This window comes from Micromonospora sp. CNZ286 (assembly GCF_014207755.1).
The window spans coordinates 1,911,744-1,938,023 of sequence record NZ_JACHIZ010000001.1 but is presented as its reverse complement, the minus strand read 5'-3'; the positions used below and the strand labels follow the sequence as shown (position 1 = coordinate 1,938,023).

The 26,280-nt window shown below is 71.2% G+C and carries 27 protein-coding genes; 8 read left to right on the top strand and 19 right to left on the bottom strand.

Annotated elements, in window-relative coordinates:
- Window positions 1-129 precede the first annotated feature (129 nt).
- On the bottom strand, window positions 130-1,551 hold the full coding sequence (locus FHX31_RS08945; RefSeq protein WP_030271537.1) for an MFS transporter: 1,422 nt from the start codon (window positions 1,549-1,551) through the stop codon (window positions 130-132).
- 242 nt (window positions 1,552-1,793) lie between these two features.
- On the opposite strand from FHX31_RS08945, the gene FHX31_RS08940 reads away from it, so the two are divergent.
- Window positions 1,794-2,078 carry a heavy-metal-associated domain-containing protein gene (locus tag FHX31_RS08940; protein ID WP_036310742.1) on the top strand — a complete coding sequence of 95 codons (285 nt, stop codon included), beginning with the start codon at window positions 1,794-1,796 and terminating at the stop codon, window positions 2,076-2,078.
- 86 nt (window positions 2,079-2,164) lie between these two features.
- Complete coding sequence (locus FHX31_RS08935) at window positions 2,165-2,458, top strand: glutaredoxin family protein (protein ID WP_047890777.1); 294 nt, start codon at window positions 2,165-2,167, stop codon at window positions 2,456-2,458.
- 37 nt (window positions 2,459-2,495) lie between these two features.
- Here FHX31_RS08935 and FHX31_RS08930 read toward each other — a convergent pair whose 3' ends face one another.
- Window positions 2,496-3,419, bottom strand: a complete 924-nt coding sequence (locus tag FHX31_RS08930; protein ID WP_030271533.1) for a M56 family metallopeptidase — start codon at window positions 3,417-3,419, stop codon at window positions 2,496-2,498.
- Window positions 3,416-3,778 (bottom strand): BlaI/MecI/CopY family transcriptional regulator, encoded by a 363-nt coding sequence (locus FHX31_RS08925; RefSeq protein WP_082171187.1) that lies wholly within the window; start codon window positions 3,776-3,778, stop codon window positions 3,416-3,418. The genes FHX31_RS08930 and FHX31_RS08925 overlap by 4 nt, the downstream gene beginning before the upstream one ends.
- 484 nt (window positions 3,779-4,262) lie before the next feature.
- Here FHX31_RS08925 and FHX31_RS08920 point away from each other — a divergent pair, with 484 nt between their 5' ends.
- On the top strand, window positions 4,263-4,796 hold the full coding sequence (locus tag FHX31_RS08920) for a zinc metalloprotease (RefSeq protein WP_052166171.1): 534 nt from the start codon (window positions 4,263-4,265) through the stop codon (window positions 4,794-4,796).
- Window positions 4,797-4,889: 93 nt separating this feature from the next.
- On the opposite strand, the gene FHX31_RS08915 is transcribed toward FHX31_RS08920, so the two are convergent.
- The 4 genes from FHX31_RS08915 to FHX31_RS08900 form a co-directional block, all read right to left on the bottom strand.
- Window positions 4,890-5,570 (bottom strand): C39 family peptidase, encoded by a 681-nt coding sequence (locus tag FHX31_RS08915; protein WP_052166170.1) that lies wholly within the window; start codon window positions 5,568-5,570, stop codon window positions 4,890-4,892.
- Between the two features lie 253 nt (window positions 5,571-5,823).
- Window positions 5,824-6,480, bottom strand: coding sequence for a DUF305 domain-containing protein (locus tag FHX31_RS08910; RefSeq protein ID WP_030271527.1), 657 nt, complete (start codon window positions 6,478-6,480; stop codon window positions 5,824-5,826).
- 71 nt (window positions 6,481-6,551) lie between these two features.
- A complete protein-coding gene (locus FHX31_RS08905; protein ID WP_071098622.1) occupies window positions 6,552-6,977 on the bottom strand; it encodes a hypothetical protein in 426 nt (141 codons plus the stop codon).
- Window positions 6,978-7,038: 61 nt separating this feature from the next.
- Window positions 7,039-7,491: a DUF2752 domain-containing protein gene (locus FHX31_RS08900; RefSeq protein ID WP_030271525.1), complete on the bottom strand. Its 453-nt coding sequence runs from the start codon at window positions 7,489-7,491 to the stop codon at window positions 7,039-7,041.
- Between the two features lie 432 nt (window positions 7,492-7,923).
- On the opposite strand from FHX31_RS08900, the gene FHX31_RS08895 reads away from it, so the two are divergent.
- Entirely contained in the window at window positions 7,924-8,469 is a 546-nt protein-coding gene (locus FHX31_RS08895; protein ID WP_235437323.1) for an ATP-binding cassette domain-containing protein, read from the top strand.
- Window positions 8,466-10,034, top strand: a complete 1,569-nt coding sequence (locus tag FHX31_RS08890; RefSeq protein ID WP_063778291.1) for an ABC transporter permease — start codon at window positions 8,466-8,468, stop codon at window positions 10,032-10,034. The genes FHX31_RS08895 and FHX31_RS08890 overlap by 4 nt, the downstream gene beginning before the upstream one ends.
- Here FHX31_RS08890 and FHX31_RS08885 read toward each other — a convergent pair.
- Window positions 10,015-12,183 carry a heavy metal translocating P-type ATPase gene (locus FHX31_RS08885; RefSeq protein WP_225319487.1) on the bottom strand — a complete coding sequence of 723 codons (2,169 nt, stop codon included), beginning with the start codon at window positions 12,181-12,183 and terminating at the stop codon, window positions 10,015-10,017. The genes FHX31_RS08890 and FHX31_RS08885 overlap by 20 nt on opposite strands.
- A 198-nt stretch (window positions 12,184-12,381) precedes the next feature.
- Here FHX31_RS08885 and FHX31_RS08880 point away from each other — a divergent pair, with 198 nt between their 5' ends.
- Together FHX31_RS08880 and FHX31_RS08875 are read left to right on the top strand one after the other, a co-directional pair.
- Entirely contained in the window at window positions 12,382-12,600 is a 219-nt protein-coding gene (locus FHX31_RS08880; protein WP_013476072.1) for a DUF2933 domain-containing protein, read from the top strand.
- A gap of 84 nt (window positions 12,601-12,684) precedes the next feature.
- Window positions 12,685-12,903, top strand: coding sequence for an SHOCT domain-containing protein (locus FHX31_RS08875; RefSeq protein ID WP_013476071.1), 219 nt, complete (start codon window positions 12,685-12,687; stop codon window positions 12,901-12,903).
- A gap of 22 nt (window positions 12,904-12,925) precedes the next feature.
- Here FHX31_RS08875 and FHX31_RS08870 read toward each other — a convergent pair whose 3' ends face one another.
- Window positions 12,926-14,041 carry a sensor histidine kinase gene (locus tag FHX31_RS08870; RefSeq protein ID WP_013476070.1) on the bottom strand — a complete coding sequence of 372 codons (1,116 nt, stop codon included), beginning with the start codon at window positions 14,039-14,041 and terminating at the stop codon, window positions 12,926-12,928.
- Window positions 14,038-14,730: a response regulator transcription factor gene (locus tag FHX31_RS08865; RefSeq protein WP_013476069.1), complete on the bottom strand. Its 693-nt coding sequence runs from the start codon at window positions 14,728-14,730 to the stop codon at window positions 14,038-14,040. Before FHX31_RS08865 ends, FHX31_RS08870 begins: the two co-directional genes overlap by 4 nt.
- 152 nt (window positions 14,731-14,882) lie before the next feature.
- Between FHX31_RS08865 and FHX31_RS08860 the strand changes: the two genes are divergently transcribed.
- Window positions 14,883-16,415: a multicopper oxidase family protein gene (locus FHX31_RS08860; RefSeq protein WP_013476068.1), complete on the top strand. Its 1,533-nt coding sequence runs from the start codon at window positions 14,883-14,885 to the stop codon at window positions 16,413-16,415.
- A gap of 79 nt (window positions 16,416-16,494) precedes the next feature.
- Here the strand turns inward: FHX31_RS08860 and FHX31_RS08855 are convergent, their stop codons facing one another.
- The 9 genes from FHX31_RS08855 to FHX31_RS08815 all read right to left on the bottom strand — a co-directional run bounded on the left by FHX31_RS08855 (window position 16,495) and on the right by FHX31_RS08815 (window position 26,187).
- Entirely contained in the window at window positions 16,495-17,496 is a 1,002-nt protein-coding gene (locus FHX31_RS08855; RefSeq protein ID WP_013476067.1) for a C40 family peptidase, read from the bottom strand.
- Between the two features lie 144 nt (window positions 17,497-17,640).
- Window positions 17,641-19,050 carry an NADH-quinone oxidoreductase subunit N gene (locus FHX31_RS08850; RefSeq protein ID WP_030271518.1) on the bottom strand — a complete coding sequence of 470 codons (1,410 nt, stop codon included), beginning with the start codon at window positions 19,048-19,050 and terminating at the stop codon, window positions 17,641-17,643.
- 3 nt (window positions 19,051-19,053) lie between these two features.
- Window positions 19,054-20,544 carry a complex I subunit 4 family protein gene (locus tag FHX31_RS08845; RefSeq protein WP_071098619.1) on the bottom strand — a complete coding sequence of 497 codons (1,491 nt, stop codon included), beginning with the start codon at window positions 20,542-20,544 and terminating at the stop codon, window positions 19,054-19,056.
- Between the two features lie 4 nt (window positions 20,545-20,548).
- On the bottom strand, window positions 20,549-22,489 hold the full coding sequence (locus tag FHX31_RS08840; protein ID WP_013476064.1) for a proton-conducting transporter transmembrane domain-containing protein: 1,941 nt from the start codon (window positions 22,487-22,489) through the stop codon (window positions 20,549-20,551).
- Entirely contained in the window at window positions 22,486-22,788 is a 303-nt protein-coding gene (locus FHX31_RS08835; protein ID WP_013476063.1) for an NADH-quinone oxidoreductase subunit NuoK, read from the bottom strand. The genes FHX31_RS08840 and FHX31_RS08835 overlap by 4 nt, the downstream gene beginning before the upstream one ends.
- Window positions 22,785-23,348 (bottom strand): NADH-quinone oxidoreductase subunit J, encoded by a 564-nt coding sequence (locus FHX31_RS08830; RefSeq protein ID WP_013476062.1) that lies wholly within the window; start codon window positions 23,346-23,348, stop codon window positions 22,785-22,787. Before FHX31_RS08830 ends, FHX31_RS08835 begins: the two co-directional genes overlap by 4 nt.
- Before the next feature lies 1 nt (window position 23,349).
- A complete protein-coding gene (locus tag FHX31_RS08825) occupies window positions 23,350-24,282 on the bottom strand; it encodes a complex I subunit 1 family protein (protein WP_013476061.1) in 933 nt (310 codons plus the stop codon).
- On the bottom strand, window positions 24,275-25,873 hold the full coding sequence (locus FHX31_RS08820; protein ID WP_013476060.1) for a hypothetical protein: 1,599 nt from the start codon (window positions 25,871-25,873) through the stop codon (window positions 24,275-24,277). Before FHX31_RS08820 ends, FHX31_RS08825 begins: the two co-directional genes overlap by 8 nt.
- Window positions 25,864-26,187 (bottom strand): NADH-quinone oxidoreductase subunit A, encoded by a 324-nt coding sequence (locus tag FHX31_RS08815; protein WP_176739798.1) that lies wholly within the window; start codon window positions 26,185-26,187, stop codon window positions 25,864-25,866. The genes FHX31_RS08820 and FHX31_RS08815 overlap by 10 nt, the downstream gene beginning before the upstream one ends.
- Window positions 26,188-26,280: the final 93 nt, after the last annotated feature.

Genomic DNA, 26,280 nt, shown 5'->3' with positions numbered 1-26,280 from the left:
CAGGAGTCGAGGGCACCTCACCGCCAGGGCCGCCTCGCGTGGGTCGGGCGCTGATCGTATGAATGCGCCGGTGGATCAGTCGGGATCAGACTCATCCACCGGCGTCAGACAGGCGGTTGATGGATTCGGTCAGGCCGCGGGTACTGTCTCGGCCTCGTTAACAGGCTGTCGCTTGGCCGCGCGGAGGGTGAGACCGGCGGTGAGGGCGCCTGCGGCGGCGATGATCCCGGCGCCGACGAAGGCGGCGGAGTATCCGTCGGTGAGGGCGGGCAGATCGCCGAGCCGGTCGGCGCCGGCGGCGGAGGCGACCGCGGTCATCGCGGCCAGGCCGAGCGCGGAGCCGACCTGGTAGCCGGTGTTGACGATGCCGGAGGCGAGTCCGCCCTCCTCGGGGCGGGCGCTGGAGATCGCCGTACCGAGCGACGGGATGAACGCCAGCGACATACCCAGCGCCGCGACCAGCGAGGCCGGCAGCACGTCAACGGTGAAGCTGCCGTCGGGGCGGACCAACGCGAGCCAGCCGAGTCCGACGGCGAGGACCGCGAGGCCGGTGACCACCATGGGCTTCGGGCCGAAGCGGGCGATGGCGCGCGGGGCGAGCGCGATCATGCCGATCATGATGAGGATGGTCATCGGCAGCAGTGCCGCGCCGCTGGGGAAGGCGCTGTAGCCGAGGACCTGCTGCAGGTAGAGGTTGAGGAAGAACCACATCGGGATCCACGCCGCACCGAGCAGAAGTTGGGCGACGTTGGCGGCGGCGAGGTTCGGCGCCCGGAAGATCGACAGCCGCATCAGCGGCTCCCGGCGGGCCGCCTGGATGGCGACGAACGCCGCGAGGGCGACCACGGCTCCGGCGAGCACCAGCCAGGTCTGCCCAGAGGCCCAGCCCACCTCGGGGGCGCGGACGATGCCGTACACCGCGGCGCCGAGACCGATGGTGACCGTGAGGGCGCCGAGCACGTCCAGCGAACCGCGGCGGGTACCGCCGGCGGGCATCAGGGCCGGGGTGGCCAGCAGCGCGAGCGCGGCGATGGGAATGTTGATGTAGAAGACCCACGGCCAGCTGAGGTATTCGGTGATGACGCCGCCGAGGAAGACGCCCGCGGTGCCACCGGCGGGTGCCGCCGCGCCGTAGAGGGCGAGGGCCCGGGTGAGTTCCCTGGGTTCGGCGCCGAAGAGCATCATCAGCAGCGTCAGCGCCGACGGGGCGATCAGCGCCGCACCGGCTCCCTGTACGGCGCGGGCGGCCAGTTCGACCGTGACGCTGCCGGCCAGGCCCGCGGCGGCGGAGCCGATGAGCAGGACACCCCAGCCGGCGGCGAACATCCGCTTGGCGCCGAACAGGTCGGACAGCCGGCCGCCGAGCAGGAGCAGGCCGCCGAACGCGACGACGTAGGCGTTGAAGACCCAGGACAGGCTCTCCGGTGAGAAACCCAGATCCGCCTGTATGCGTGGTAGCGCGACGCCGATGATCGAGGTGTCCATGATGACCATGAACTGGGCGAGGGCGATGAGTCCGAGGGCCCACCAGCGCTTCGATCCGGATGACATCGTGATCACTCCTTTTCTTACCCCTAGGGGGTATGGGTAGCGGCAATTTTGTACCCCCCACCGGTACCTGTCGTCAAGTGATCCGGATGACATGCCAGGGTAAGCACACGGATCGGTCGAGGTCTTGAGGGGCATACCGGGGAGGGGTATATTCAAACGCCTGCGGGCCGGCGCACAGCCGACCGTCGACGGACGGGCCTTGCGCACCGTCACGCCATCGTCTGCGACACCGAGGAGATCCCATGTGCGGCAATGAAGCCAGCTGCGGCTGCGGCACCATCACGATCGACAGCGCCCCGGCGGCCCAGGGCACCGGCAGCGGCGCCCGGAGCACCTACCAGGTGTCCGGCATGACCTGCGGCGGCTGCGCCAAGAAGGTGACCGGGCACGTCTCCGAGATCGCCGGCGTGACCGACGTCCAGGCCGACGTGGCCGCGGGCACCATCACCGTTCTCAGCGAGAACCCGTTGGACACCGCCGAGGTCCGCGCGGTCGTGCAGCGGGCCGGCTACCAGCTCGTGGACTGACCCGCGGGGCATCTCGCATCCCTGGGGCACCGGTTGGCGCCCAGGGATGCCGCCTTGCCATCCGTCCCGGCGACGAGGAGACCGAGTTGACCGTCAACGATCGTTCCCGCCCCGATGAGCTCGTCGTGTACGGCACCGGCTGGTGTCCCGACGTGCGACGCAGCCGCGCCCTGCTCGACGCCGCCCGCATCCCGTACGTGTACGTCGACGTCGATGAGGACCAGGCTGCGGCGGACCTGATCCGTGGCCTGCAGCAGGGGCAACGTCGCATTCCCACCCTGGTGTGGCCGGACGGCAAATTCCTGGTCGAGCCCACCGACGACCAACTGCGTGCCCACCTGACCAGCAGCGGCCATGAAACCGGTGGCCTCGCCGGCTGACGCTTCCATCCCACGCGTCAGAGTGCGCGGCGGCCGTCTAGAGACAGGTGAGGACCGCGGCGAGCATGCCGATGCCCACGGGCGCCCCGAGGGCGGCCGCAGCGAACGCGGTCCGGGTCGCAAGATTGCGGCCGTGCGGGGTACGCGACTGAAGCCGCTGCAACCGGACTCCCACTTCTCCCCCGGCCATCGACAGGGCGGACGGCGGATGGGGCGCACCAGCGAAGCTCAAGAGCGCATTGCGCACGGCCGCATGGCCGCACTCCCGGACGGCCGCAGCGTCCGCACGCAGCTCGACTAGCAGACGGACGGCGGCGGGTGCTTCCCGCGTCAGCGGCAGCCAGGGAACGGCCGATGCAAGCCCTTCCACGGCGGATACCAGCAGGTGGTGGCGCTCGCGCAGATGGGCGCGCTCGTGGCTCAGCACCGCGGCGAGCTGATCCGCCGGCAGATCTCGGGTACAGCTGGCGAGCACAGTCAACCCGCCGGCCCCGCCGAGGCTGTACGCCAACGGGGTGGGGTGTGGGATCCACAGCACCGCCCCGTCACCGGGCTCGGCCGCGCCGCCGGAGAGAGCCAGCAGATCCCCGTGCACGCGCCGGGCGCGACCGGCCGTCCGGGCGCGGCGGACGCAGGACGCGGCGAACTTCGTGAATGCCGCGACCATGGCCAGAGCGCCCGCCCCGCCGAGGACCTCGCCGAGGGCCGGGGGACGGCTGGGCCGCGCCCAGTGCCAACACAGTCGGGCGAGGTCATGCAGTGCCCACTCGTGGGCAGCGCCCGGGGCGAGCAACACGGCGACGGCGACGCCGAAGGTGGCCGTCACGGCGACGAGCAGCCCGAGCCAGCCGAGCAGCACGGCGACCGGGTCAGCAACGTGGCGGAAGCAGAATCGCAACGCGACGGGCCCCCACCAGGCGGCGGCCACGACACCGGCGACCAGTGCCAGCGCGACGCTCACGCCCCGGGCTCCCGCTCGTGGAGCACCTGCTTGATGATGTGCAGTTCCCGATCCGAGGCCGACCTGGCGAAATGCAGAAGCACCAGGTCGGGGTCCGTGCTGGTCTCGAGCACCTGACGCAGCGTGCGAGCGGCGATTTCCTCCCGGCTGCCGGCTGGGCGATAACGGTAGGCCTTGCCATCCTTCGCACGCGCCGCCCAACCCTTGCGGTGCAGGTTGTCGAGCACGGTGAGAACCGTCGTGTAGGCCAGAGCGCGGTCGGTGGTCAGTGCGTCGAGGACCTCTCTGACCAGCAGAGGTTGGCCGGCCCGCCACAGGACGTCCATGACCGCCGCCTCGAGTCTGCCCAGCTCTGCCACGTGCGCTCCCTTCGTGCCCGCAAGGGTACGCGGGGCGACCCGCCAGGCCAGCAAGGCGCACCGGGACCGTGAGGGCTGGCGAGCACAGAGGCCCGATACCTCAGGAGCGCGCGGCCCGGCCAGAACGACCTCGACGATGGTCCATATTTGCAGACGGCGGAAAGGTTGCGTTCCGCAAGGTTCCACCCCCGCCAGGGCAGGCGTATGAAGTGACCCGAGTCGATGCCGTACCCACCCTCCACGGCACTCCCAGAGGAGCTGGAATGCGCAATAAACTGCTGGCCGCCGCCGGTGCCGCCGCCCTCGCCCTGCTGGCCTTCCCGTCGCCCGCCCAGGCCAACCACAGCTGGGGCGGCTACCACTGGGCTCGCACCGCCAACCCGTTCAGCCTGAAGCTCGGTGACAACGTCAGCTCGCAGTGGGACTCGGCGCTGTCCGGCGCCTCCGCCGACTGGAGCAAGTCCACCGTCCTGGAACGACCGTCGTGGCCGGCTCGGTCAGCCCGAAGACCTGCAAGGCCACCGCCGGTCGGGTCGAGGTGTGCAACTCCACCTACGGCAACAACGGCTGGCTCGGCATCGCCTCGATCTCGGTCACCGGCGGCACCCACATCACCCAGGGCACCGTGAAGCTGAACGACACCTACTTCAACACCGCCCAGTACAACACCCCGGCGTGGCGCAACCTCGTCACCTGCCAGGAGGTCGGCCACACCTTCGGCCTCGACCACCAGGACGAGAACTTCAACAACGCCAACCTCGGCACCTGCATGGACTACACCAACGACCCGAGCACCAACCAGCACCCCAACCAGCACGACTACGACGAACTGGTCACCATCTACTCGCACGTCGACTCGACCAGCACGGTCGGCTCCGCGCCGGCAGGCGCCTCGGTCGGCAACTCCCCGGAGTGCTGGGGCACGCTGGTCAGCGGCTCCCGCGCCGACCGGCACTCCACCTACGTCCGGCACTTCGCCGACGGCACCATGGTCGTCACCCACGTGATCTGGGCCTGATCGTCGGATCGACCGCGGTGGAGGGGTCCGTCGCCGGATCGCCGAGCCGCACAGTGGCCCCTCGCCAGAACGGCGAGGGGCCCACGGTGCTGGTCAGGCCGAGTAGCCGCGCGAGGCGGACCAGTTCGCCAGGTCCGCAGCCGAGATCCAGTAGGTGCCATCACCGACAGGCTGCCAGGGATCGGCGATCTTGAGACGGCCCCCGTCGCTGTCGTAGCCGACCACGGTGAGGTAGTGCCCCACGGGGAAGGATCGGGTGACGCCTTCGGCACCCACGGCGGCACCGATGACGTTGACCACCGGGATGCGCTGCTCGTCGATGGCCTTGGTGAGGTCGGCCCTGAGCCGGTGCACCTCGTCGGCGCTGGCCGATTCGTTGGGAATCTCCACGGTCTTGTACTCCCGCTCGCCCAGGCTGTCGTTGAGCACTCGGGTGATCTCGAAGGCCGAGGCGGTGCCGGCGAAGGTGGTGCCAAGTTCACTCGCCAGCTTGTCCTGGTCTTCGATCTTTCCTTGCGCGCTCAGCGCGATCCGCGTGGAGGCAGGACCGCAGTAGTAGATGTTGGGCTGCGCCTGGAACGTGTAGTCGTTCACCTGTTTGCCGGAAGCTGCTCTGGCTGTCGCCTCGGCAGCAGCCGGGTTGGCAAAGGCAGCTGTCGCCGGACCTGCGGCGACGATGCCGGCAAGAGCCACTCCCGCCGCGGCCACGCATTTCCTCACCACGGCGGAGTTGTGGGTGTTGCTGACCGAAAACCGTCGGGCAGGGTTGTTCATGTATCGCCTCTCCTCGGGGAGCCGCAGCGATCACGCGGACCACTCGCCGCTCTTCTCGGTTCGGCACGCGCCTGCGAGCCGGGATACGCACACCCCGGAGCGTCCGGCTCCGGCCTGCGGTTAAGGACCAACTGGCGGCCCGGTTCCCGCATTCCGCAGGTGAGGCCCCGGCCACAGGATTCAGGGCGGTCAGCCGGAAAAGGGACCGGCCGGACTCGAACCAGAGTTCGAGCCCGGCCGGACAGGTACGCGCCTACAGGCGGTCGAGGATCTTCTGGAGGGTCCGCACCTCCGCCGCCTGGTCTGCGGCGATCTTGGCGGCGAGAGCCTTGGCGTCCGGGTTGCTGCCGTTGGCCTGTTCGGTCTTGGCCATCTCGATGGCGCCGTTGTGGTGGGCGATCATCATTTGGGCGAACTTCTTGTCGAAGTCAGTGCCCTTGGCGGCCGTGAGGTCAGCCATCTCCTGGTCGGACATCATGCCCGGCATGTCCGAATTCATCCCCGGCATGTCATGCCCGGGCGAGGCCGACATCCCCGGCATGTTGTGGCCGCTGGGCGGAGACGTGGGCTTCCCCCACGCCGTCAGCCAGCCCTTCATGGTGGTGATCTCGGGATCCTGGGCGGCCTTGATCTTGGCGGCCAGATCCTTCAGCTCCGGGTCCTTCGCGCGGCTCGGAGCGAGGCCGGCCATCTCAACGGCCTGCTGGTGGTGCGGAATCATCATCTGGGCAAACATGACGTCTGCGTCGTTAAACGTGCCGTTCGCTGCGGACGAGGCGCCGGTCGACAGGCTGCTGTTGGAATGGTCCATGCCGGCCATGTCGTCGCCCCCGCCGCAGGCGGCAGTGACGAGCAGAGCGGACAGGGCGACACCGGCAAGGGCAGTCCGGCGCAGGATGGTTCGCTTCATCGAGTGAATGGTCCTTGTCGCTAGTGGTTGGCAGACGGTCCTGTGATGGGGGCTTGGCGGCGCGCGAGGGTCTATGTCCGCAGGACCGACACCGCGGTCATCCGCAGTCCGAGGGGAGGTCGGGGCGGAGGGCCACATCCTCGACCCCACGTCCACTGCCTGGCGCGTGCGGATACGGGCAGTTCTCGTCGGCACCGCCGGAGCATCGACAGGGAGGCGAGAACGACCGCCGCGCCGAGCACCGCCAGACATACGGCGAATGCGTCAACGCCGCGACCGTGGCCGTCCGAGCCGCTGAGGCTCTGCTCGCCTGCCGGCACCACGGGTGTGTGCCGCAGGTCCGCCATCGCGCTTTCGACGCCGGAGCCCCTGAGGCTGGGATGGTGGCCGACGGTGTGCATGCCGAGAACACCGAAGGCCAGTGCGACGAGCAGCATCAGCCACAGGGCCGCGCGCTGCTCCGGCCCGCCCGACGCGCCCGCCTTCGCGCTTTTCATGCTGTACCAGGATAGTCGGTGCAAATCCGCCTGCCAGAGATCGAGGTCTGAAGCCGCCGCATCAAGGGGTCAGGTTCGGGATGTCGAACCAGCTGAACGGTGGCCACGGCAGGTTGCGCAACACGGTGCTGTAGAGCAGGAAGGCGGCACCATAGATCCAGTAGACGCGTGGCGACAACCGCAGCGCAGGCAACTCCCGCCCGAACCAGGCGACGCCGGCCCAGCGAATGCCCGCGTAGAGAAGGAAGGGAACGGCGATCAGAGCGGCCAGATGGTGGCGGGCCGCTTCGAGGAGGTCGCCGTGCAGCAGGTAGTAGAACATTCGGGTGCCGCCGCAACCCGGACCGTTGATGCCGGTCATCGCGTGCCAGAGGCAGGGGCCGGTGGGGTCGGCGACCCGGTCGGTCGGATCGAAGCGAAGGACGAACGCCGCCGCCGCGCCGATGGCGCCGGCCAGTGCCAGAGTCGCCGCGCGCTGCGTCGCGCGATGGGGGTAACCCGCCACCTGTCGCATCGCCACCTCCTCGTGTGTCACGAGAGCACACGTGCCGAGATGGGCAGGAACGAGCGATCCCGACACGCGTCTACTAATCACGCATAGTAGATGGCACGCATGGGCACCCTGCCGAGGGGACCCACACCACGAAGACCAGGATGCCGGGCAGGCGCGCGGAACCACCCGGGACACTCCCGTCGCCCTCACCGTGCGCGGTGGCAGCCGCTGCAGACGGGCCCGGCGTAACGGCGGTACCCCTCCCCCACCGCCCCTAAGCTGGGGCAGTACGAACCCTCGCACCACCACCCCGTGCGCACGGAGGTGACCTGTGACCGGCGGTGAGGAATCCGCAGCCGACCGGCCGCCGGGGACGGCCGTGCTGACGGCCCGGGGCCTGCGCAAGTCCTACCGTCGGGGACCGTTCCGGCGGCGTTGCCCGTGCTGCGTGGGGTGGATCTCGACCTGGGGCCAGGTCAGGTGGTCGGGGTGATCGGTGAGAACGGCTCGGGCAAGAGCACCCTGATGAAGATTCTGGTCGGCGCGCTACGCGCAGACGCGGGGACCGTGTCGCACCGCGGACGGATCGGCTACTGCCCGCAGAGCCCGCAGCTGTATCCGCGGCTGACCTGCGACGAGCACTTCGACCTGTTCGGCCACGCCTATGGCATGGCCGAGGAGGAGACGGAGCGGTCCCGGCAGTCGTTGTATGACCAACTGGGCTTCCCCCGGTACGCCCGCACCCGCGCCGAGCGGCTCTCCGGCGGAACCCTCGCCAAGCTCAACCTGGCACTGGCCCTGCTGCCGGACCCGGAACTGATGCTGCTCGACGAGCCCTACGCGAGCTTCGACTGGGACACGTACCAGAAGTTCTGGGACCTGGTCGGCGAGCGCCGGCGGGCCGGCCGCAGCGCACTGGTCATCAGCCACTTCGTGGTGGACGAGGAGCGCTTCGACCGGATCGTGGCCATCACGGACGGCCGGGTGGCATCCCGGTGACCGTCCTGGCGTTCGTGCGGCGGTTCCTGGCCGACTACGCCCGCAACCGGGTGAACCTGCTGCTGCTGGTCGTCGTACCCGTGGTCTTCGTGGCGGTGGTGGCGGGCACCCTGGCCGATGCCGCGCGGATTCTCGGCGGCCGCGGCGGCGCGGCGGTCGAGAACGCCACCGCCGCGTGGTCGGCGGCGTTCCTCGCCGGCATCGGCATGTACTTCCAGAGCGCCGCCACCCGCGACACTGACCAACGGGTGGTGCTGGCCGGGCTGCGGCCGGCACGCATGGTCGCGGCCCGGCTTCTCACCGGGCTGGCGCTGGCCGTGCTGGTCAGCGCGATCGCGTTGGTCACACTCGCGCTCCGGACCGGTATCGACCGCCCGGGGCACGTGGTGGTCGGCACACTCATGGCGGCGGTCATCTACGTCGCCATCGGCACGGCCGTGGGAACGCTAGTGAGCAACCCGGTCAACGGCTCGGTGGTGGTGCTGTTGATCTGGATCCTGGACGTCTTTCTCGGCCCGGCGATGGGGGCCCAGGAGCGGGTGGGCACCCGGATACTGCCGACGCATTTCGTCACCTCGTGGATGGTGGATCTCCCGTCGGGGCACGCCGGCCGGCTCGGCGACGTCGGCTGGGCCCTGGTGTGGACCGTCGCGGCGGTCGCGGTCGCCTGGACCCTCGCGGTGCGGCGTACCCGCCGCGCCGGGCAGCCCCGTCGCCGGCAGCGGCCGGGCGGGTGGCGGGCCCAGCTTGCGGGCGCCGGCCGGGCGGCGTGGCGCGACGCCCGCCGCAATCCGGCCCTGTGGGCGCTCTACGTCGCGGTGCCGGTGATCTTCATCCTGCTGGCGGACGCGATCACTCCCGACCAGCCCATCACGGTGACGGTGCGGGAGCACGGCCGGCGGCTGGCCGGGAGTTACCCGATGCCCGAGGTGCACGGGGCGACGATGGCGCCCATCGCGGTCGCCTCGCTGGCGGCGTTGGCCGGTCTGTTCACGCTGTTGGACAGCCGCGCCGGCGACCGCCGCGCGGCCCTGGCGGGGTTGCGTCCGGCGGCGTTGCTGGCCGGCCGGCTCGGGGTGCTCGCCGCCGCGGCGTTGCTGGCCACGGTGGTGTCGCTGGCCACCACGGCGTCGGTGTTCGACGCGGTCCGCTGGCCGGTGTACGCCGCCGGGAACCTTCTGGTCGCCGGCACGTACGCGCTCGTCGGTGCGCTGCTCGCGCCGGTCTTCGGCCGGGTCGGTGGGGTGTTCATGGCGTTTCTGCTGCCCTTTCTCGACCTCGGCATCAGCCAGAGCCCGATGCTGCGCTCCCAGCCGCCGTCCTGGGCGAAGGCGCTTCCCGGCTACGGCAGCGTCAGGGTTCTCCTCGACGGCGCGCTGACCCGGGGGTTCGACGAACTCGGCGCGCTGGTGCTGGCCTCCGGGTGGATCGTGGTGCTGTCCCTGGCCGTCGCGGTCGCCTACCGGCGGTCCGTGTCGCCGCCCGGATCCCTCGTGACGGCTCTGGCCCGGCCTGCGGCGAGCCGGCCGGGCCAGAGCGGGACGTTCAACGGCGTCCGGGGGTGAGGCGGACCCGTCGGAGCAGTTGTGCGTTGAGCGCCACCACGATGGTGGAGGCGGACATCAGCACCGCGCCGACCGCCGGGCTGAGCGCCACGCCCGCCCACGCCAGCGCGCCGGCCGCGACGGGGATCGCGACCACGTTGTAGCCGGCCGCCCAGGCCAGGTTCTGCACCATCTTGCGGTAGGACGCGCGGGACAGCCGGATCACGCCGGTGACGCCGCGCGGGTCGGAGGAGGCCAGGACGACACCGGCGGATTCGATGGCCACGTCGGTGCCGGCGCCGATCGCGATGCCGACGTCGGCGCGGGCCAGGGCGGGCGCGTCGTTGACCCCGTCGCCGACCATGGCCACCGTCAGGCCCCGCGCCTGCAGGTCGGCGACCGCGCGGTCCTTGTCCGCCGGGAGCACCTCGGCGAACACCTCGTCCACACCGGGGCGGAAGCCCAGGTCGGCGGCGACCGCCTCGGCGACCGGGCGGGCGTCTCCGGTGATCATCACGATCTTCTTGACGCCCTGTTCCCGCAGCTCGGTGATCGCCTCCCGGGCTTCCGGCCGGACCTCGTCCTCCAGCGCGAACGCGCCGATCGTTTCGGGTCGGCCGTCCGCCGGCAGCCGCAGCAGATGCAGGACGGCCGCGCCGCGGGCCGACCACCGGCTGCTGGCGTCCGCCAGGTCGGCGGGCACAGTGGCATCGAGCTCCCGCAACAGCGCCGGACCGCCGACCGCGTAGGAGGTGCCGTCGACCACGGCCTGGACGCCGCGTCCGGTCAGGGAGCGGAAGTCCCGCGCCGTGGCAATCAGACCGTGCCCCTGGGCTGCCCGCACCAGGGCCCGGGCGAGCGGGTGCTCACTGTCGGCCTCCACCGCGCCGGCGACCCGCAGCACCTCGTCCTCGGTGAGCCCTGCGGTGGCGGCGGTGGCGGTAACGGTGTGGGCGCCCTTGGTCAGGGTGCCGGTCTTGTCGAACAGCACCGCGTCCACGCCACGCATGCGTTCGAGCGCCATGCGGTCCTTGACCAGGATGCCCGCCTTCGCCGACACCGCGGTCGACAGGGCGATGACCAGCGGGATGGCCAGCCCGAGGGCGTGCGGGCAGGCAATCACCAGAACCGTCACCGTACGGACCACGGCTTCGTTGACGTCGCCCAGTGCCCACCAGGTGCCGAAGGTGATCAGCGCGGCGGCGGTGGCGAGGTAGAACAGCCAGGCGGCGAACCGGTCGGCGAGCACCTGCGCGCGGCCGGCGGACGCCTGCGCCTGGGCGACGAGCCGGCTGATGCCGGCCAGGGCGGTGTCCTCGCCGACGGCGTCGACGCGGACCCGCAGGGTGGAGTCGGTGGCGACGGTGCCGGCGACCACCTTGTCGCCGACCGTACGGGGCACGGGCCGGGACTCGCCGGTGACCATGGACTCGTCGAGTTCGGCGGCCCCGTCGACGATCCGTCCGTCGGCGGGAACCCGGCCGCCGGAGCGGACCAGGACCAGGTCGCCGACGCGCAGGTCGCCGGCGGGCACCCGGTGCGGCTGCCCGGCGTCGTCGAGGCGTTCGGCGTCGTCGGGCAGCAGGGCGGCGAGGGCCGCCAGGGCGCCCTGGGCCTGCCCGATCGCCTTCATCTCCTGCCAGTGCCCGAGCAACATGATGGTGACCAGCGCGGCGAGTTCCCACCAGAAGTCGAGGCTGAACGCACCCAGGCTCGTGGCCAGCGAGGCGGCGTACGCGACGGTGATCGCCATCGCGATCAGCAGCATCATGCCGGGAGCCCGGTCGCGGACCTCCCGAACGGCGCCGGCCAGGAACGGCCAGCCGCCGTAGGCGAAGACCAGGGACCCCAGGACGGGCCCGACCCAGGTCATGCCGGGGAAGTCGAGGGTGTAGCCGAACCAGTCCATGATCATGTGGCTGGTGGCGACGATCGGCACGGTCAGCGCCAGGCTCAGCCAGAACTTGCGCCGGAACTGCTCCGGGTCGTGCCCGGCGTGCTTGTCGTGTCCGCCGCCGTGTCCCCCGTGGTGGTCGTGGTGCTGGGGCTGATCCGGCGGGCGACGCTCTGGCGTGTGATCTGCGTGCCGCTCGGCGACGTGGCCGTGAGCGGGGTGCGGGTGCTCGGGTGCCGTCGCGAGCGGGGCATGGTGGGTGTCGTGGCGTGTCATGAGGTCCACCTCCGCCTCGAACATATACCCCTAGGGGGTATAGGGCAAGGCTGCTGGTACGTGGTCTTGAGCGCTTCCTGTTACCGCTACCCGGAGGGGGTAGGACCTTCGACCGTACGGCCGGGGCCGGTAGGCGCTGCCGCCCGGCGGAACCCGGGAGCAGGCTCGGTTTGGGAGCTACGAGAAAGGAGACCGGTGATGAGGCGACATCTGCCGTTGTACGTGACCGCCTTGGTGATCCTCATCGCGGGGGCGCTGGCGATCGGCGTGCCGGCACGTTCGGTGGCGTACGGGCTGCTCGCGCTCGCCTGCCCGCTGATGATGCTGTTCATGCACGGCGGCCACGGTGACCACAGCGGTCACTCCGGTGGCAGCGAGCGCCGCGGCCCGTCGGAGACGAATTCGTCGGTCAGGTGAGCCGGCAGCGGCGACGGGTATGCCGGCGACGCCGTCAGGTCCAGGAGAACAGCAGGGTCCGACAGCGGAAAGGACGTGACCCACATGCATGATGGCAACGGTTGGTTCTGGCCGATGGGTCTGATGATGGTCGGCTGGCTGGTCCTGGCCGTGATCATCGTCGCGGCGGTCTGGCTCACGGTCGGCACCGGCCGACGCGCGACGGACCACGGCGACTCCGCCCGGCGGATCCTGGCCGAGCGCTACGCCCGTGGCGAGCTGGACGACGAGGAGTACCGCCGCAGGCTGGACGGGTTGCGCTGACGGGCCTCCCCCACGCGCTTCGTCAGCTGCCTGCGGCGGGCCCTGCGCCGGGCAGGGCGACGGTGAACATCGCGCCCCGGCCGGGGCCCTCACTGGCGGCGGTGATCCTGCCGCCGTGTTGGGTCACGATAGCGCGGGCGACGGCCAACCCGATGCCCGATCCCCCGTGCTCGCGGTCCCGGGCGGCGTCCGCCCGGTAGAAGCGTTCAAAGACGTGCGGCAGGTGCCGCGCGTCGATGCCGTCTCCCGTGTCGGTGACGCTGACGCGCACCTCGTCGGCAGCCCGGGTGGCGTGCACGCTGACGCGCCCGGTCGGTGGGGTGTGGCGCAGGGCGTTGTCGAGGAGGTTGCCCAGCACCTGCCCCATCCGTACCGGGTCGGCGTCGACCACTCCGACGTCCGGTGCCACCTGCTCGTGCAGGGTGAGGCCCTTCGCCGCGTACCGGGGCCGGGCGGCGGCCACGGCAGCGCTGACCAGCTCACCGACGGCGACCGGTCGGGGGCGCAGGTCGAGTTGGTGCTCCTCTGCGCGGGACACCGCGACGACGTCCTCGGCCAGACGGCGCAGCCGGGTGGTCTGCGCCCGCAGCACCGTCCAGGTGTCCTCGCCCTCGACCGCGATCCCGTCCTCGGCCGCGTCCACGTACGCCTCGATGGTGGCCAACGGAGTACGCAGCTCGTGGCCGAGGTCGGCCAGCAGACGGCGGCGGGTCGCCTCCGCGTCGGCCAGCCGGGCGGCCATCGTGTTGAAGGCGGCGGCGACCGTGTCGAACTCCGGACCGAGGCCGGGACCGTTGACCCGTGCCGCGTAGTCGCCCCGGCTGACGTCCGCGGCGGCGGTCGCCAACTGGGTGACCGGTCGGGCAAGGCGGCGAGCCAGGTAGGCGCTGACGGCGAGGGCGGCGAGCAGCGATACGGCGATCGCGACCCCCAGGGCGAGGGCGCTGGCCGAGGCGTACGCCTGCTCGACGTGATGAGCGGTCCCGGGGTCGACCGGACCGGTCACCCGCCTCAGATGGCTCCGGAAGATCGCCGGCCCGACCACGGCCGCCACCAGGCCGAGGGTTCCCGCGCCGACCAGCACCACGAGGGCCTGGGCGGCGAGAAGCCGGCCCGGCAGTCCCAGTTGTCGTCTCATCCCCGCCCCATCCGGTAGCCGATGCCGCGGACGGTGCGGATGAACCGGGGCCCGGCGGGATCGTCGCCGAGCTTGCGGCGCAGGTGGGCGATGTGCACATCGACGAGGTGCTCGTCGCCGACCCAGTCGGCACCCCACACCGCGTCGATGAGCTGCCGGCGGCGCAGCGCCGTGTCCGGCTGCGCGGACAACGCGGCAAGCAGGTCGAACTCCGTCCGGGTGAGTTCCACGGGCTGCTCGTCGACGTACACCTCACGGCCGGCCAGGTCGACCCGCAGCCCGCCGACCGTCCGGGTCGACTGCTCCGCGGCCGGGGCCACGGCGGCGCGGGGACGGCGCAGCATGGCGCGGATCCGGGCGACGAGTTCGCGCGGGCTGAACGGCTTGGTCAGGTAGTCGTCCGCGCCGACGCCGAGGCCGATGAGCTTGTCGACCTCCTCGCTGCGGGCGGTGAGCATGACCACGTAGCAGTCGGTGAACGTGCGGATCTGGCGGCAGACCTCGATGCCGTCCAGGCCCGGCAGGGCGAGGTCCAGCACCACCACGTCGGGCCGGTCCCGCCGGGCGGCCGCGACCGCCGACCGGCCGTCGAAGACGCAGCTCACCTCGTGACCGTCGCGCTCCAGATAGCTGGCGACGACCTTGGCCAGGCTGCGCTCGTCGTCGACCACCAGCACACGTACACCCATGGGCCAATCCTGCCCTGCCGGTCAGGCCGGGCGGACCCAGGTCACCGGCGATCGCTCATGAAGATTCACTGAAGAAAGCCGTGCGACGTGGCCGTCGGCCCGCGGCGAAGGTCAGGCTGCAGACAGGGTTCCTCGCAGCCGAAGGAGCAGCCATGTCCCCCACCCTCACCCGCCGACGACTGCTGGCCGGAATCGCCGGCACGGTCGGTATCGCCGGCACGGCCGGCGCCGCCGCCTGGGCCGGCGGGCTGTTCGACCCCCGTCTCGTGGCTCCGGGCGGGGACCTGGTGGCCCGGACCGAGGCAGCGCGACGGCGGGCCGGCGCCCGCACCGTGTCCGCGAGGCTCAACCCGCGCCCGGTCACCCTCGACCTCGGCGGCCGGCAGGTGCAGACCTGGGGCTACCAGGATTCCGCGCCGGGTCCGCTGCTGCGCGCGCGGGCCGGCGACGTGCTCCGCGTCGAGGTGGCCAACGGTCTGGCCACCGAGACGAGCGTGCACTGGCACGGCGTCGCGCTGCGCAACGACATGGACGGCGTGCCCGGAGTGACCCAGCGGTCGATCGCTGCGGGCGGAACGCACACCTACGAGTTCACCGCCCCTGACCCGGGCACCTACTTCTACCACCCGCACTCGGGAGTCCAGCTCGACCGCGCTCTCTACGGTGTGCTCGTGGTCGACGACCCGCACGAGGCCGGCCGGTACGACCAGGAGTGGATCGTGGTGCTCGACGACTGGGTCGACGGCACCGGCCGCACACCCGACGACGTGTTGGCGTCGCTGCAGTCGATGGGCGGCCACGACGACATGGCCGGCATGAACGGCATGGCCGGCATGGAGCACGGCGGCATGAGCGGCATGTCGATGGGCGGCATGGAGAGCATGACCTCGCCCCTGCTAGGTGGGGCAGGAGACGTGGTCTACCCGCACTATCTGATCAACGGCAGGGCACCGGACGCCCCGGTGACGTTGACCGGTCGACCGCGCCAGCGGGTGCGGATCCGCCTCGTCAACGCCGCCTCCGACACCGCGTTCCGGATCGCCCTCGGCGGCCACCGTCTCACCGTCACCCACACCGACGGCTTCCCCGTCACCCCCACCACCTGCGACGCCCTGGTGCTCGGCATGGGGGAACGGGCGGACGTCACCGTGGACCTCGGCGACGGCGTCTTTCCCCTGGTCGCGGTCGCCGAAGGCAAGAGCGGCCAAGGCGTGGCCGTGGTCCGCACCGGCGCCGGCAGCCCGCCGGCCGCGACTGTCCACCCTGCGGAGCTGGACCTCCGAGTGCTGCTCACCGGCGGCCTGAGCCCTGCCGACGCCGTCAAACTGGAGCGCCGCAAGGCCGATCGGGTGCACCGCCTGGAACTGGGCGGCTCGATGATGCCCTACCGGTGGACCATCAACGGCACCACCACCGACAAGCTCGACCCGCTGCTGGTCGGCCAGGGCGAGCGGGTGCGGCTGGAGTTCGTCAACCAAAGCACGATGTTCCACCCCATGCACGTGCACGGCCACACGTTCGCCGTCACCGACACCGGCGTCCGCAAGGACACGGTGATCGTGGTGCCGAAGCAGACCGTCGCGGTCGAGTTCGACGCGACCAACCCGGGCCAGTGGATGACCCACTGCCACAACATCTACCACGCCGAGACCGGCATGATGATCAACCTGGCGTACCAGGAGTAACAGCCTGACCTATCCCCCGGGGTGACAGGAGGCTCCCGCGGCCTTCGGCCATGGGAGCCTCCTGTCATCGACCGACGGTTCAGGTGACGCGGCGGAAGCCGGCGACCGGCATGTAGGTGATGCTCAGGACGTTGACCGGCTTACCGGCCCGCGGCGCGTGCACCATCAGGCCGTTACCCAGGTACAGCCCCATGTGGTGCAGGTCGCTGAAGAAGAAGATCAGGTCGCCGGGGCGGGCGTCGGCCCGGGACACCGGCCGACCCTCGTTCCACTGCGCGCCGGTGAAGTGAGTGAGCGAGATACCCGCGGCCTTGTAGGCGTACTGGGTGAGCCCAGAACAGTCGAAAGCGTCCGGGCCGTCGGCCCCCCAGACGTACGGGTCGCCGACCTGCTGGCAGGCGACGCGGATCGCCGTCTGCGCGGCGCTGCTGACCACGCCGCTGATAGTGGGGCAGCCCGTTACCTTCACCGTCGTCTTCGGCAGCGACGCGGTCAGGCGTTTGATCTCGGCGTCGATCTGCTTCTTCTTCGCCGCCAACTCGTCCTGCTGCTTGACCTCCGCGGCGATCAGCTCGTCCAGCTTCTTCTTCTGCGCCTGGTACCGGTCGCGGACAGCCAGCACACCGGCGATTTCCTGGTGCTGCTGGGCCGCAAGCCGGTCGAGGATCACCAACTGTTCGGCGAGGGTCCCAGGCTTGGTGCTCACCAGAAGGGCACCCAGTTCCTGCGAGGGGCCCCGCACATAGTACCGGGCGGCGATAGCGCCGACCCGGTTCATCGCCAGCGCGGACTCCAGTTCCAGCGGGGCCATCTTCTTCTCGAGGTCCGCCGCCTTCTTCTGGTTGACCTTCAGCTGGGCCCGCACCTTGTTGAAGCCTTCGATGGTGGGCTCGAGTTGTTCCCACTGCTTGTCGATCTGCGCTTCGATCTCGTCCGCCGAGGGCGCGGCGTGGACCGGTGCCGCCAGGAGCCCGGCGCCGAGCGCAGCGGCCGCGAGCAGGACGAGTGCACGGCGGGCCAGCCCGCCGCGACGGACGGGCGGGTGGCTCGCGGGGGGACGGCGAAGGGGCAGGGATGCCACCAGCACGGACTCCTTCTGGCCTTGGGAAGCGGGCGGGGCTGCGCGGTAGCGGCCCCACCCGCGGCGGGTTCGCCCACATCCTTACCTACTATTGGCCGATAGTTGAAGAGGGGACGGCCCGAGCAGCCAAAGTGTCACCGAGGGCTAGCGGCTGACCACGTACCAGAGCGGTCCGGCCACCAGCCCCAGCGCCAGGCTGACGGCCGACGCGAGGATGGCCGTCCGCGCCGTGACGCGCCGCAGGACGGCCTCGGAGGTCACCGCCGAGTCGCCGGGCTCTCGGTACACGGGAACGATCCAGCGCAGGTAGTAGAAGAGGCTGAGCACACTGTTGACGAACACGACGACGGCGAGCCAGGCGTACTCGCCGTCCCAGGCGGCGGTCGCGGTGGTGAGCTTGCCGACGAACACCGCCGTCGGCGGGGTGCCCACCAGGCCGAGGAGGGCGACCAGCAGGGCCGCGGCGAGCCCCGGCCGCCGGTAGGCCAGGCCCCGGAAGTCGGTGAGGTCGCGGTGCTCCGGAAGGGCGGCGGTGACCGCGAACGCGGCGATGTTCGTCACCGTGTAGCCGGCCAGGTACAGCAGCAGCGACGGCAGTGCCAGGTCGCTTCGTCCAATGGCCACGATGGGCACGAGCAGGAACCCGACCTGGCTGACGGTGGACCAGCCGAGCAGCCGGCGTGGGTCCGATTGCCAGTAGGCGGCCAGGTTTCCCAGGGTCATGCTGACGGCTGCCACGACAGCCACCGCGACCGCCCAGGACACGGAGGTGGGAAGGACGCCGGCGAGTCGGAAGACGGCGATCAGCGCGCCGATCTTCGGAACGGTGGTCAGGAACGTCGCCGCGGTGGCGGAGGTGCCCTGCGCGGCGTCGGGCACCCAGAAATGCGCGGGTACGCCGCCGGCCTTGAACATCAGCCCTGCGAGGAGAGCCACCGCAGCGACCGCGACCGCCCCGCGGGGCATGTCCGGCAGGCGCTGCGAAAGTTCGGGATAGGTGGTGGTGCCGGACAGGCCGGTCAGCACGGTGACGCCCAGCAGGAGCAGGATCCCGAACAAGGCTCCCAACAGGTACGTCTTCAGCGCGGCTTCGGCGCCGGCAGCGGTGTGGGCAAGACCGATCAGCGCGTAGAGCGGGATGCTGGCGAGCAGGAACCCGACGGCGAGGGCGAGCAGGTCGTTCGCCCCGGCCAGCAGCACCGCGCCGGCGGTGGAGAACAGGAGCAGGCTGTAGGTTTCGCTCTCCCGCGCGGTACCGGAGATCTCGTCGGCCGCGATCGCCAGGATGAGCAGGGTGCCGGACGCCGCGAGGATGCGGGCGATCCCGGTGGCCGTGTCGACGGCGAACGAGTTGTCAAAGGCGCTCGTCGCCGGCTCGCCCAACTGGATCGCGGCGACGACGATCGTGGCGACGAGCACGACGGCGGTGAAGATCCGGATGATCCACTGCCGGTGGCGGGGGACGAAGGAACCGCCGATCAGAGCGGCGAGGGCGCCGCCGGCGAGCAGCATCTCGGGGACCAGCAGCAGCGGTCGCATCATCTCCGTTTCCACCGGTCACCGCCCGAGCAGGCCGACGACGGCGTGGGCTGCCGGTTCGATGACGTCGAGCAGCGGGCGCGGCAGCACCCCAATCAGCAGGGACAGCAGCAGCAGCGGCCCGACCGACCAGAGTTCGCGGGCGCGCAGGTCGGTGAACCCGATGGACCTGCCGGTGGTGTCGCCGGTGAAGACGCGTTGCAGCGCGCGGAGGAACAGCGCCGCGGTGATCAGGATGCCGAGCACGGCGACGGCGGTGACCGGTGCCGCGGCGACGCTGCCGGTGAAGATCTGGAACTCGGCGATGAAGCCGGAGAAGGCGGGCAGGCCGAGGGAGGCGAACGCACCCACGGCGAACAGCGCGGCGAAGGTCGGCGCGGGCGCGCCGAGCCCGCCGAAGTCACGCATGTCGTAGGTGCCGGCGCGGTCCCGCAGGACGCCGGCGAGCAGGAACAGCGCCGCGGTGATCAGGCCGTGGCTGACCATCTGGGTGACCGCCCCGACGACCGCCACGCCGCGAGCCTGGGCGGTGTCGGCGGCGACCAGGCCGGCCACGCCGACGGCGAGGACGATGTAGCCCATGTGGTTGACCGACGTGTACGCGATCATGCGTTTGACGTTGGACTGGGCCAGCGCGACGAGCGCCCCGTAGAGCACCGACACGACGCCGACGACGACGACCACCCAGGCCCACGCCCTCCACGCCTGCGGGAGCATCGGCATGGCGATGCGGACGAAGCCGTAGGTGCCCATCTTCAGCAGCACCCCGGCGAGGACCGCCGAGCCGACGGCCGGTGCGTCGGTGTGTGCCGGCGGCAGCCAGGTGTGGAAGGGCACGGTCGGCGTCTTCACCGCCAGACCGAGCAGGATCGCCGCCAGCACCAGCCCACCCGCGACCGGCCGGCCCTGCAACGGCGGCGTGGCGACGAGTTCCGGCATGTCGAACGTGTGCGGGGCGGCAGCGACGTACAGGCCGATGAACCCAACCAGCAACGCGAGGGAGCCGAGGAAGGTGTAGAGGAAGAACTTCAGCGCCGAGTGTGCCCAGTTGCCATGGCCCCAGCCGGCGATGACAAAGTACATGCCGACGATGGACAGATCGAAGAAGACGAAGAACAGGACCAGGTCGGCGGCGACGAACAGACCGAGGCTGACGCTCTGCAGGAACAGAAACAGCGCCGCCTGCCCTCGGGGCCGGTGTCGCTCGTGCAGTGCGTACACCGCGCAGGCCAGGAAGATCACGGCGGTCATCACCACCAGCGGCAGCGAGAGCCCGTCCACACCGATGTGGTAGCTGCTGTTCACGCCGGGAATCCACGCCGCCCGCTCGGCGAAGGCGAGCTCACCGGTCGGCGGGGTGTGGTAACGCCACCAGACGACGGCGATCAACGCGAGATCGACGGCGGTCACGGCGATCCAGGTCCAGCGCGCCGCGGTGTCTCCCAGCCGCGGCAGCGCGACCAGTGCCACCGCTGCGAACAGGGGAAGGAAGACAATCACGCTGAGCACGGGTTCACCCCAACACCACGAGGACGACGACACCGACGAGGAGCACCACGACGGCCTGTAGGTAGTACTGGTAGAGCTGTCCGGTCTGCGGCCGGCGCGCGAACTGCCCGAGCCGGCGCATCCCGGCGGCGAACGCCTCCACCGCCCCGTCGAGCCACCGGTCGTCGGCCCGGCCGGCCCGAGCGGCCATCCGTAGCGTCCGGGCCGAGGCGAATTCGACGCCCCGGTCGAGGACCCGGTCGTCGAACGAGCCGGCCCGGCGGGACAGGCTCAGCACCGTGCGCGCCAGGGCTACCGCGGCCCGGTCCAAGACCCGGTCGTCGAAACGGGCCAACGCCTCGGCGCAGCGCAGCGTCGGTCGGACGACCAGGACTCGTGCTGCGGGCTCCAGCCCGAGCCAGTGCAGCGCCCAGCGCGGCTCGGGGATCGGGCGGCGGGCGACCGCCAGGACGACGACCAGTGCGATCACCGCCGACACCCCAAGCTCCGGCAGCGACACGTGGAACTTCTCCGGCTGCCCGACGGTCCGCGCGACCGTGGCGCCGACCGGTGGCAGAGCCAGCAGGCCAGCGAACCCCGCACCGATCGCGAGCGCGACCAGCGGCGCCTGCTGTAGGACGCCGACCCGCCTGGTGGCCGTCTCCTCCTCGTCCCGGTGGGCGTCGACGTCGGCCTGCTGGTCGGGGGGGACCCGCCGCCAGATGACCACCAGCACCTTCCCCGCGTAGGCGGCGGAGAGCGCCGACGCGGCCAACCCCACCGCGTAGAGCCACGGCGACTGCTCGAGGGCCGCCGCGAGGACCTCGTCCTTGGTCGCCCACAGCGACAGCGGCGCCATCCCCGCGAGCGCGAGCGCACCGACGGTTGCCGTCCACCCGACCCACGGCCACCGAGCGACGACCCCGCGCAGCCCGGCGAGCTGCTTGGTGCCCAGCGCCGTCAGCCAAGCTCCGGCCGCGAGGAAGAGCAAGGCCTTGGTGGCGGCGTGCGCGATCAGGTGCGTCGCGCCGCCCGCGATCCCGCCGGCCCCGGCGGCTAGCACCACGAAACCAAGCTGGGCGGAGGTGGAGGCGGCGAGGAGTTGCTTGAGGTCCCGCTGGGCGACCGCCACCGCCCCCAGCAGGAGCGCCGTCACCGCTCCGGCCCACATGGTGGCCGGGCCCGCCCACCCGGTCGTGGCCAGCAGCGGCTCGACGCGCAGCAGCAGGTAACCGCCCATGGCGACCATGGCCGCGGAGTGCAGCAGCGCGCTGACCGGGCTCGGGCCGGCCATCGCCCGAGAAAGCCAGAACGAGAAGGGCAGTTGCGCGGCCTTGCCCAGCGCGGCGATGAGCATCCCGGCGGCGATGAGGTGCCGCCAGCCGGGGCTGCTGTCGGGCAAATCGCGCAACGCCAGACCGGCGCCGCCCGCGAGGGCCGCGCCGGCGGCGAGGTAGAGGCCCAGGTCGGCGGCGCGCGTGGTGACGAACGCGGTCAGGCCTGCGGACACCCGGTCGGAGTCGCGCCACCAGAACCCAATCAGGGCGTACGAGGCGGCGCCCATGATCTCCCAGGCGAACAGCAGGGTGGGCAGCGTCGCCGCGGTGGCGGTGAGCGCGACGGAGGCGGCGAAGAGCAGCATCAGGCCGTGGAAGCGGGCCCGGGAGCGGCGGATCTCCCCTGCTGCGGCGAGTAGCACGAGCAGGGTGACCACCGTCAACATCGGCAGCACCAGGGCGGCGAGCCCGTCGACGGCGAGCGCGAACTCGGTGCCGGCGAGGAACGGCGCCGCCACCCGCGGCCGGGCCACCCCGACCACCGCCGACAGGGCCACCGACCCGGTGGCAACGGTGAGCGCGACGGGTGCCGCGAGCCGGTCAGCCCGCCGGTCGAACGCGAGCAACGCGCCGACGCCAGCCGGTAGGGCCACCAGTGACCAGAGCGCCGCCTGCGCAAGCCCGTTCATCGGGACAGGTCCGCGGCCATGTCGGTCATGTCGGTGCGGCGTACCCGGTGCAGGTGGGTGGCCACGGCGAAGCCCATCGCCATCTCGACGGTCATCGCCGTGATGATGACCAGCAGCAGGACCTGCCCGGACGGGTGCGGGGCGAGGAACCACCAGAATCCGGCGCCGGCCAGGATGAGACCGTTGAGCATCAGCTCCAGCCCCATCATCACCATGACGACGACCTGCTGGGACAGGGCGCCGTAGAGGCCGACGCTGAACAGCGCGGCCGCGACGAGCAGCACGGTCTGCAGGGTCATCGGCCGACCCCTCCGGGCTGCGGGTCGTCGGCCGGTCGCCGGCGCAGGTCGTCGCCGAACCGGTCGTAGCGGGTCCGGTGGGCGGCGAGGACCACGCCGGCGACGATGGTCACCGCCATGACCGCCCCAACGCCGGTCATGACCAGCATCTTCGGACCCATCAATTCCTCCCCCAACGCCTCGGTGACGTCGACGGGCGGGGCACCGCGCCGCGTGGGCCACGGCACGAGCAGCACCCCGGCGGCCAGCAGGACGAACACGCCGATGGACACCGCCAGGGCGTGCCGGTTGTCGTGGACCATGCTCATCGGCATCAGCGCCGGGTTCATGCCCATGAACATGACCATGTAGACCGCCATGACGGCCATCTCCATGACCATCATCAGGATCGTCACCACCCCGACGTAGTTCTGCTGCATCAGCAGCACCTGCAGACCGACGGCGATGAACGACACGGCGAGCGCGTAGCTGGCGCGGGCCATCGAGTCGACGACGAACACCGCAGCGCCGGCGAGCACGGCGACAACCGCCAGGGCCCAGAACACGACGTGGGTGACCACCTCAGCCCCTCCCTACGGCGACGACCGCGACGACCAGGTCCTGCAGCAGCACCGCGGGCAGCAGCACGATCCACCCGACCTCCATGAACACGTCCGGTCGTACCGCGGGCAGGCGGCGGCGCAGCCACACCAATGCGGCCAGCAGGGCAAGGGTCTTGATCAGCACCCAGGCCCAGTCGGGCAGCAGCGGGCCGGCGCCGCCGCCGAGGAACATCGGCACCGCGAACGCGGCCCCGGCGGCGAGCAGCGCGTACCGGCCACCCTGAAACAGCAGCCGGTCGACGCCGGACAGTTCGGCGGTCACACCGCCGGCCACGTCGGCGCCGAGGGCCGGGGAGAAGGGTCCCCAGACGGCGATCGCGAGGACGCCCAGGCAGAAGACGAGGAAGGCCACCGGCATCCAGACGACGAACCAGAGGCCCTGCTGGGCGGCGGCGATCGTCCCGACGTTCAGGCTCGACGCACCTACTGCGGGTGCCACGAGCGCGAACATCAGCGGCAGTTCGTAGGCCAGGCCGTGGGCGAGGAACCGGTAACCGCCGATCAGGGAGTGGGCCGAGTTGGCACCCCAGCCGGTCAGCCACACGAACGCCCACGCCAGAACGTCCATGGCGTTGAACCAGATCACCCCCACATCGAGGTTGAACAGCGTCCACCGCCCCAGCGGCACCACCGTGATGATCATCAACGCCATGAACAGCAGTCCCGCCCCGCCGATACGCCACAGCAGGCTGTCCCCCGCTACCGTGGTCCGCCGCCGCTGGCGCATCAGCCGGGCCACCTCACCGAACGGCTGACTCAGCCCTGAGGAGCTTGCGCCGGATGCCCATGAGGCCAGGAACCCGTCAAAGGCGGCGGCCGCGGCCGCCAACAGTCCGAGCAGTGCTGCGGCGGCCAGCGCCCAGCCGGCGGGGAGCACGGTGACGTCAGGCATGACTCACCTCGCGGTCCGTGACGAGGGGGTCGAGGTCGAGGCTGGCGACGATGAGGCGGGCGGTGGCGAGGTCCCACCCGCGTACGAGATCAGGGATCGCGTCGACGGGTACGCCGAGCGACGAGCCAGCGGGCCGCTGGCCGCCGATACTGTTCGCCGCGTGATTGAGCATGGCCAGCAGCCGGTCACGCACGTCGCCTGCCATGGTGGCCGGCAGACCCCGGCGGGCGAGGTCGTCCGCATCCAGTGGCCCGATGCGGTGCAGTGAGCGCCGCAGCCACCACGACCGGCCGACCACGCGGCGCAGCCGTTCGAGTTCCCCTGCTGGCCCGTCACGGTCATCGGTGAACAGCAGGGCGTCACGGATACGCCGAGCGCGGGAGGCGGCATCACCCCAGCCGGCGAGGCCCAGGAGGCTGGCGGCGTTGTCGCAGCGTCTGGCGGCGAACCGGCGCAGGTCCTCCGGCGCGTACCGGCGCTCCGGCTCGGCGGCGGGATCGGTCGCGGTGACGAGGCTGGTCTCCGCATCGACGATGACATCACCCTGAAGGGTGCACCGCAGGACGAGGCCCGCCGGCCAGTACGCCAGGACCGGGCCAAGTCGCAGGTGCAGGAAGTCCATCTCCAAGCCGTCGCGGTCCTCACCGCCGGAGGCGAGCGGGATACCGCCGGGGGCCATGTCCATACCCCCGTGCTCCATGCCGCCGTGGGCCATGCCGCCATGCTCCATTCCGCCGTGGCCCTCGTGCGTCATTGCGCCGTGGGAAGACTGCCCCATCCCCTTGTGATGGACGTCTTCAGAATCGGCGTGGGCGGCGTGCCCGGCATGGCTCATGTCGCCGTGGCCCTCAGAGGGCAGGTCCTCGTGCCCGGGGTGCGCCGCACCACCACCATGACCCGCCTGCCCACGGGCCGCCTTCTGGTCGTGGTCGCCATGCTCGGTGTGGCCGTGATCGCCATGCCCCTGGCCGCCGTCGTCGTCGGCGTGCTCACCGCCGCCGCGTGGCGGTTCCTCGTGGCCGACGTGGCCGTGCCCCTCATGCGCCGGCGCTGCGCGGTGTGGACGTTCCTGGCTTCCCGCGGAGTCGGCGCCGTTGCCGTGGTCGGCGTGCGGCTCATGGGCCGCCTCGTCCTGCTGTCCGCCGCCATGGCGGCGCTCCGGGGTGTGGTCGGCGTGCTCCTGTGGCGCGTGCCGTTCGTGGGGCAGCTGGTCGCCGGTGTGGGCATGGCCGATCGCGGTGTGGCCGGATGACCGGTCCTGGCTGTCGGTCCGCTGCCGGTTGAGGTCGAGCAGATCTTCCTGCGCTAGGACGAGGGCGGGCGGGACGGCATGCGGGGATTCGACATCGATGCGAGCCCGCGGGCCGGGCATCTGCTCCCACAGCCGGTGCAGCGGCTCCGCCAGCTGCGAGGGCGGTGGGCCGCAGACGGCCAGGATGTCGGCCTCTGCCGGGGACAAAGCCAGCCGCCAGCCGCGCGCCAGGACGTGGCGCTCGACCGCGGCCCGGGTCACCCAGTGCCCCGGCGCCTCTGCTACAAGCACGTGCGCGTGCCGGACGGCGAGCCGACTCACCGCGTCGCTCAGACCCATCGCAGCGCGCCTTCCCGCCAGGCCCACAGCACCGCAAGGAAGACTCCCCCGAGGAAGACGAACATCTCGACGATCGCTGTGGCCCCGAGCCGGGCGACGACCACCGACCACGGGTACATGAACAGCATCTCCACGTCGAACGCGAGAAAGAGCAGCGTGGCCAGGTACCACCGAACGTGGTAGCGCGACAACGCGTGCTCCTCAGGCTGCCACCCGGACTGGAAGGGCACGCTCCCCAGCGGTGAGGCAGCGATCGCCAAAGCCCGGTGGGCCAGGTACAGACCGCCGACAATGAGCGCGGCCACCAAGGCCATGCTCGCTGCCCCTGCGTACATTCCGCTTCCCTCCGCGCTGCTGACTCCCAAGCTGCTCACCGAGCGCTCGGCCATCCGGGGCCCCGCCGGCCG

Bases quoted from the DNA above. Each gene is read 5' to 3' on its own strand.
- FHX31_RS08860 (WP_013476068.1), top strand. From the start codon at position 14,883: ATGTCCCCCACCCTCACCCGCCGACGACTGCTGGCCGGAATCGCCGGC.
- FHX31_RS08875 (WP_013476071.1), top strand. From the start codon at position 12,685: ATGCATGATGGCAACGGTTGGTTCTGGCCGATGGGTCTGATGATGGTC.
- FHX31_RS08815 (WP_176739798.1), bottom strand. From the start codon at position 26,187: ATGGCCTTGGTGGCCGCGCTCATTGTCGGCGGTCTGTACCTGGCCCAC.
- FHX31_RS08865 (WP_013476069.1), bottom strand. From the start codon at position 14,730: ATGGGTGTACGTGTGCTGGTGGTCGACGACGAGCGCAGCCTGGCCAAG.
- FHX31_RS08940 (WP_036310742.1), top strand. From the start codon at position 1,794: ATGTGCGGCAATGAAGCCAGCTGCGGCTGCGGCACCATCACGATCGAC.
- FHX31_RS08905 (WP_071098622.1), bottom strand. From the start codon at position 6,977: ATGAAAAGCGCGAAGGCGGGCGCGTCGGGCGGGCCGGAGCAGCGCGCG.
- FHX31_RS08885 (WP_225319487.1), bottom strand. From the start codon at position 12,183: ATGACACGCCACGACACCCACCATGCCCCGCTCGCGACGGCACCCGAG.
- FHX31_RS08820 (WP_013476060.1), bottom strand. From the start codon at position 25,873: ATGGGTCTGAGCGACGCGGTGAGTCGGCTCGCCGTCCGGCACGCGCAC.
- FHX31_RS08870 (WP_013476070.1), bottom strand. From the start codon at position 14,041: ATGAGACGACAACTGGGACTGCCGGGCCGGCTTCTCGCCGCCCAGGCC.
- FHX31_RS08880 (WP_013476072.1), top strand. From the start codon at position 12,382: ATGAGGCGACATCTGCCGTTGTACGTGACCGCCTTGGTGATCCTCATC.
- FHX31_RS08910 (WP_030271527.1), bottom strand. From the start codon at position 6,480: ATGAAGCGAACCATCCTGCGCCGGACTGCCCTTGCCGGTGTCGCCCTG.
- FHX31_RS08900 (WP_030271525.1), bottom strand. From the start codon at position 7,491: ATGCGACAGGTGGCGGGTTACCCCCATCGCGCGACGCAGCGCGCGGCG.
- FHX31_RS08840 (WP_013476064.1), bottom strand. From the start codon at position 22,489: ATGAACGGGCTTGCGCAGGCGGCGCTCTGGTCACTGGTGGCCCTACCG.
- FHX31_RS08945 (WP_030271537.1), bottom strand. From the start codon at position 1,551: ATGTCATCCGGATCGAAGCGCTGGTGGGCCCTCGGACTCATCGCCCTC.
- FHX31_RS08915 (WP_052166170.1), bottom strand. From the start codon at position 5,570: ATGAACAACCCTGCCCGACGGTTTTCGGTCAGCAACACCCACAACTCC.
- FHX31_RS08835 (WP_013476063.1), bottom strand. From the start codon at position 22,788: ATGACCCTGCAGACCGTGCTGCTCGTCGCGGCCGCGCTGTTCAGCGTC.
- FHX31_RS08825 (WP_013476061.1), bottom strand. From the start codon at position 24,282: ATGCCTGACGTCACCGTGCTCCCCGCCGGCTGGGCGCTGGCCGCCGCA.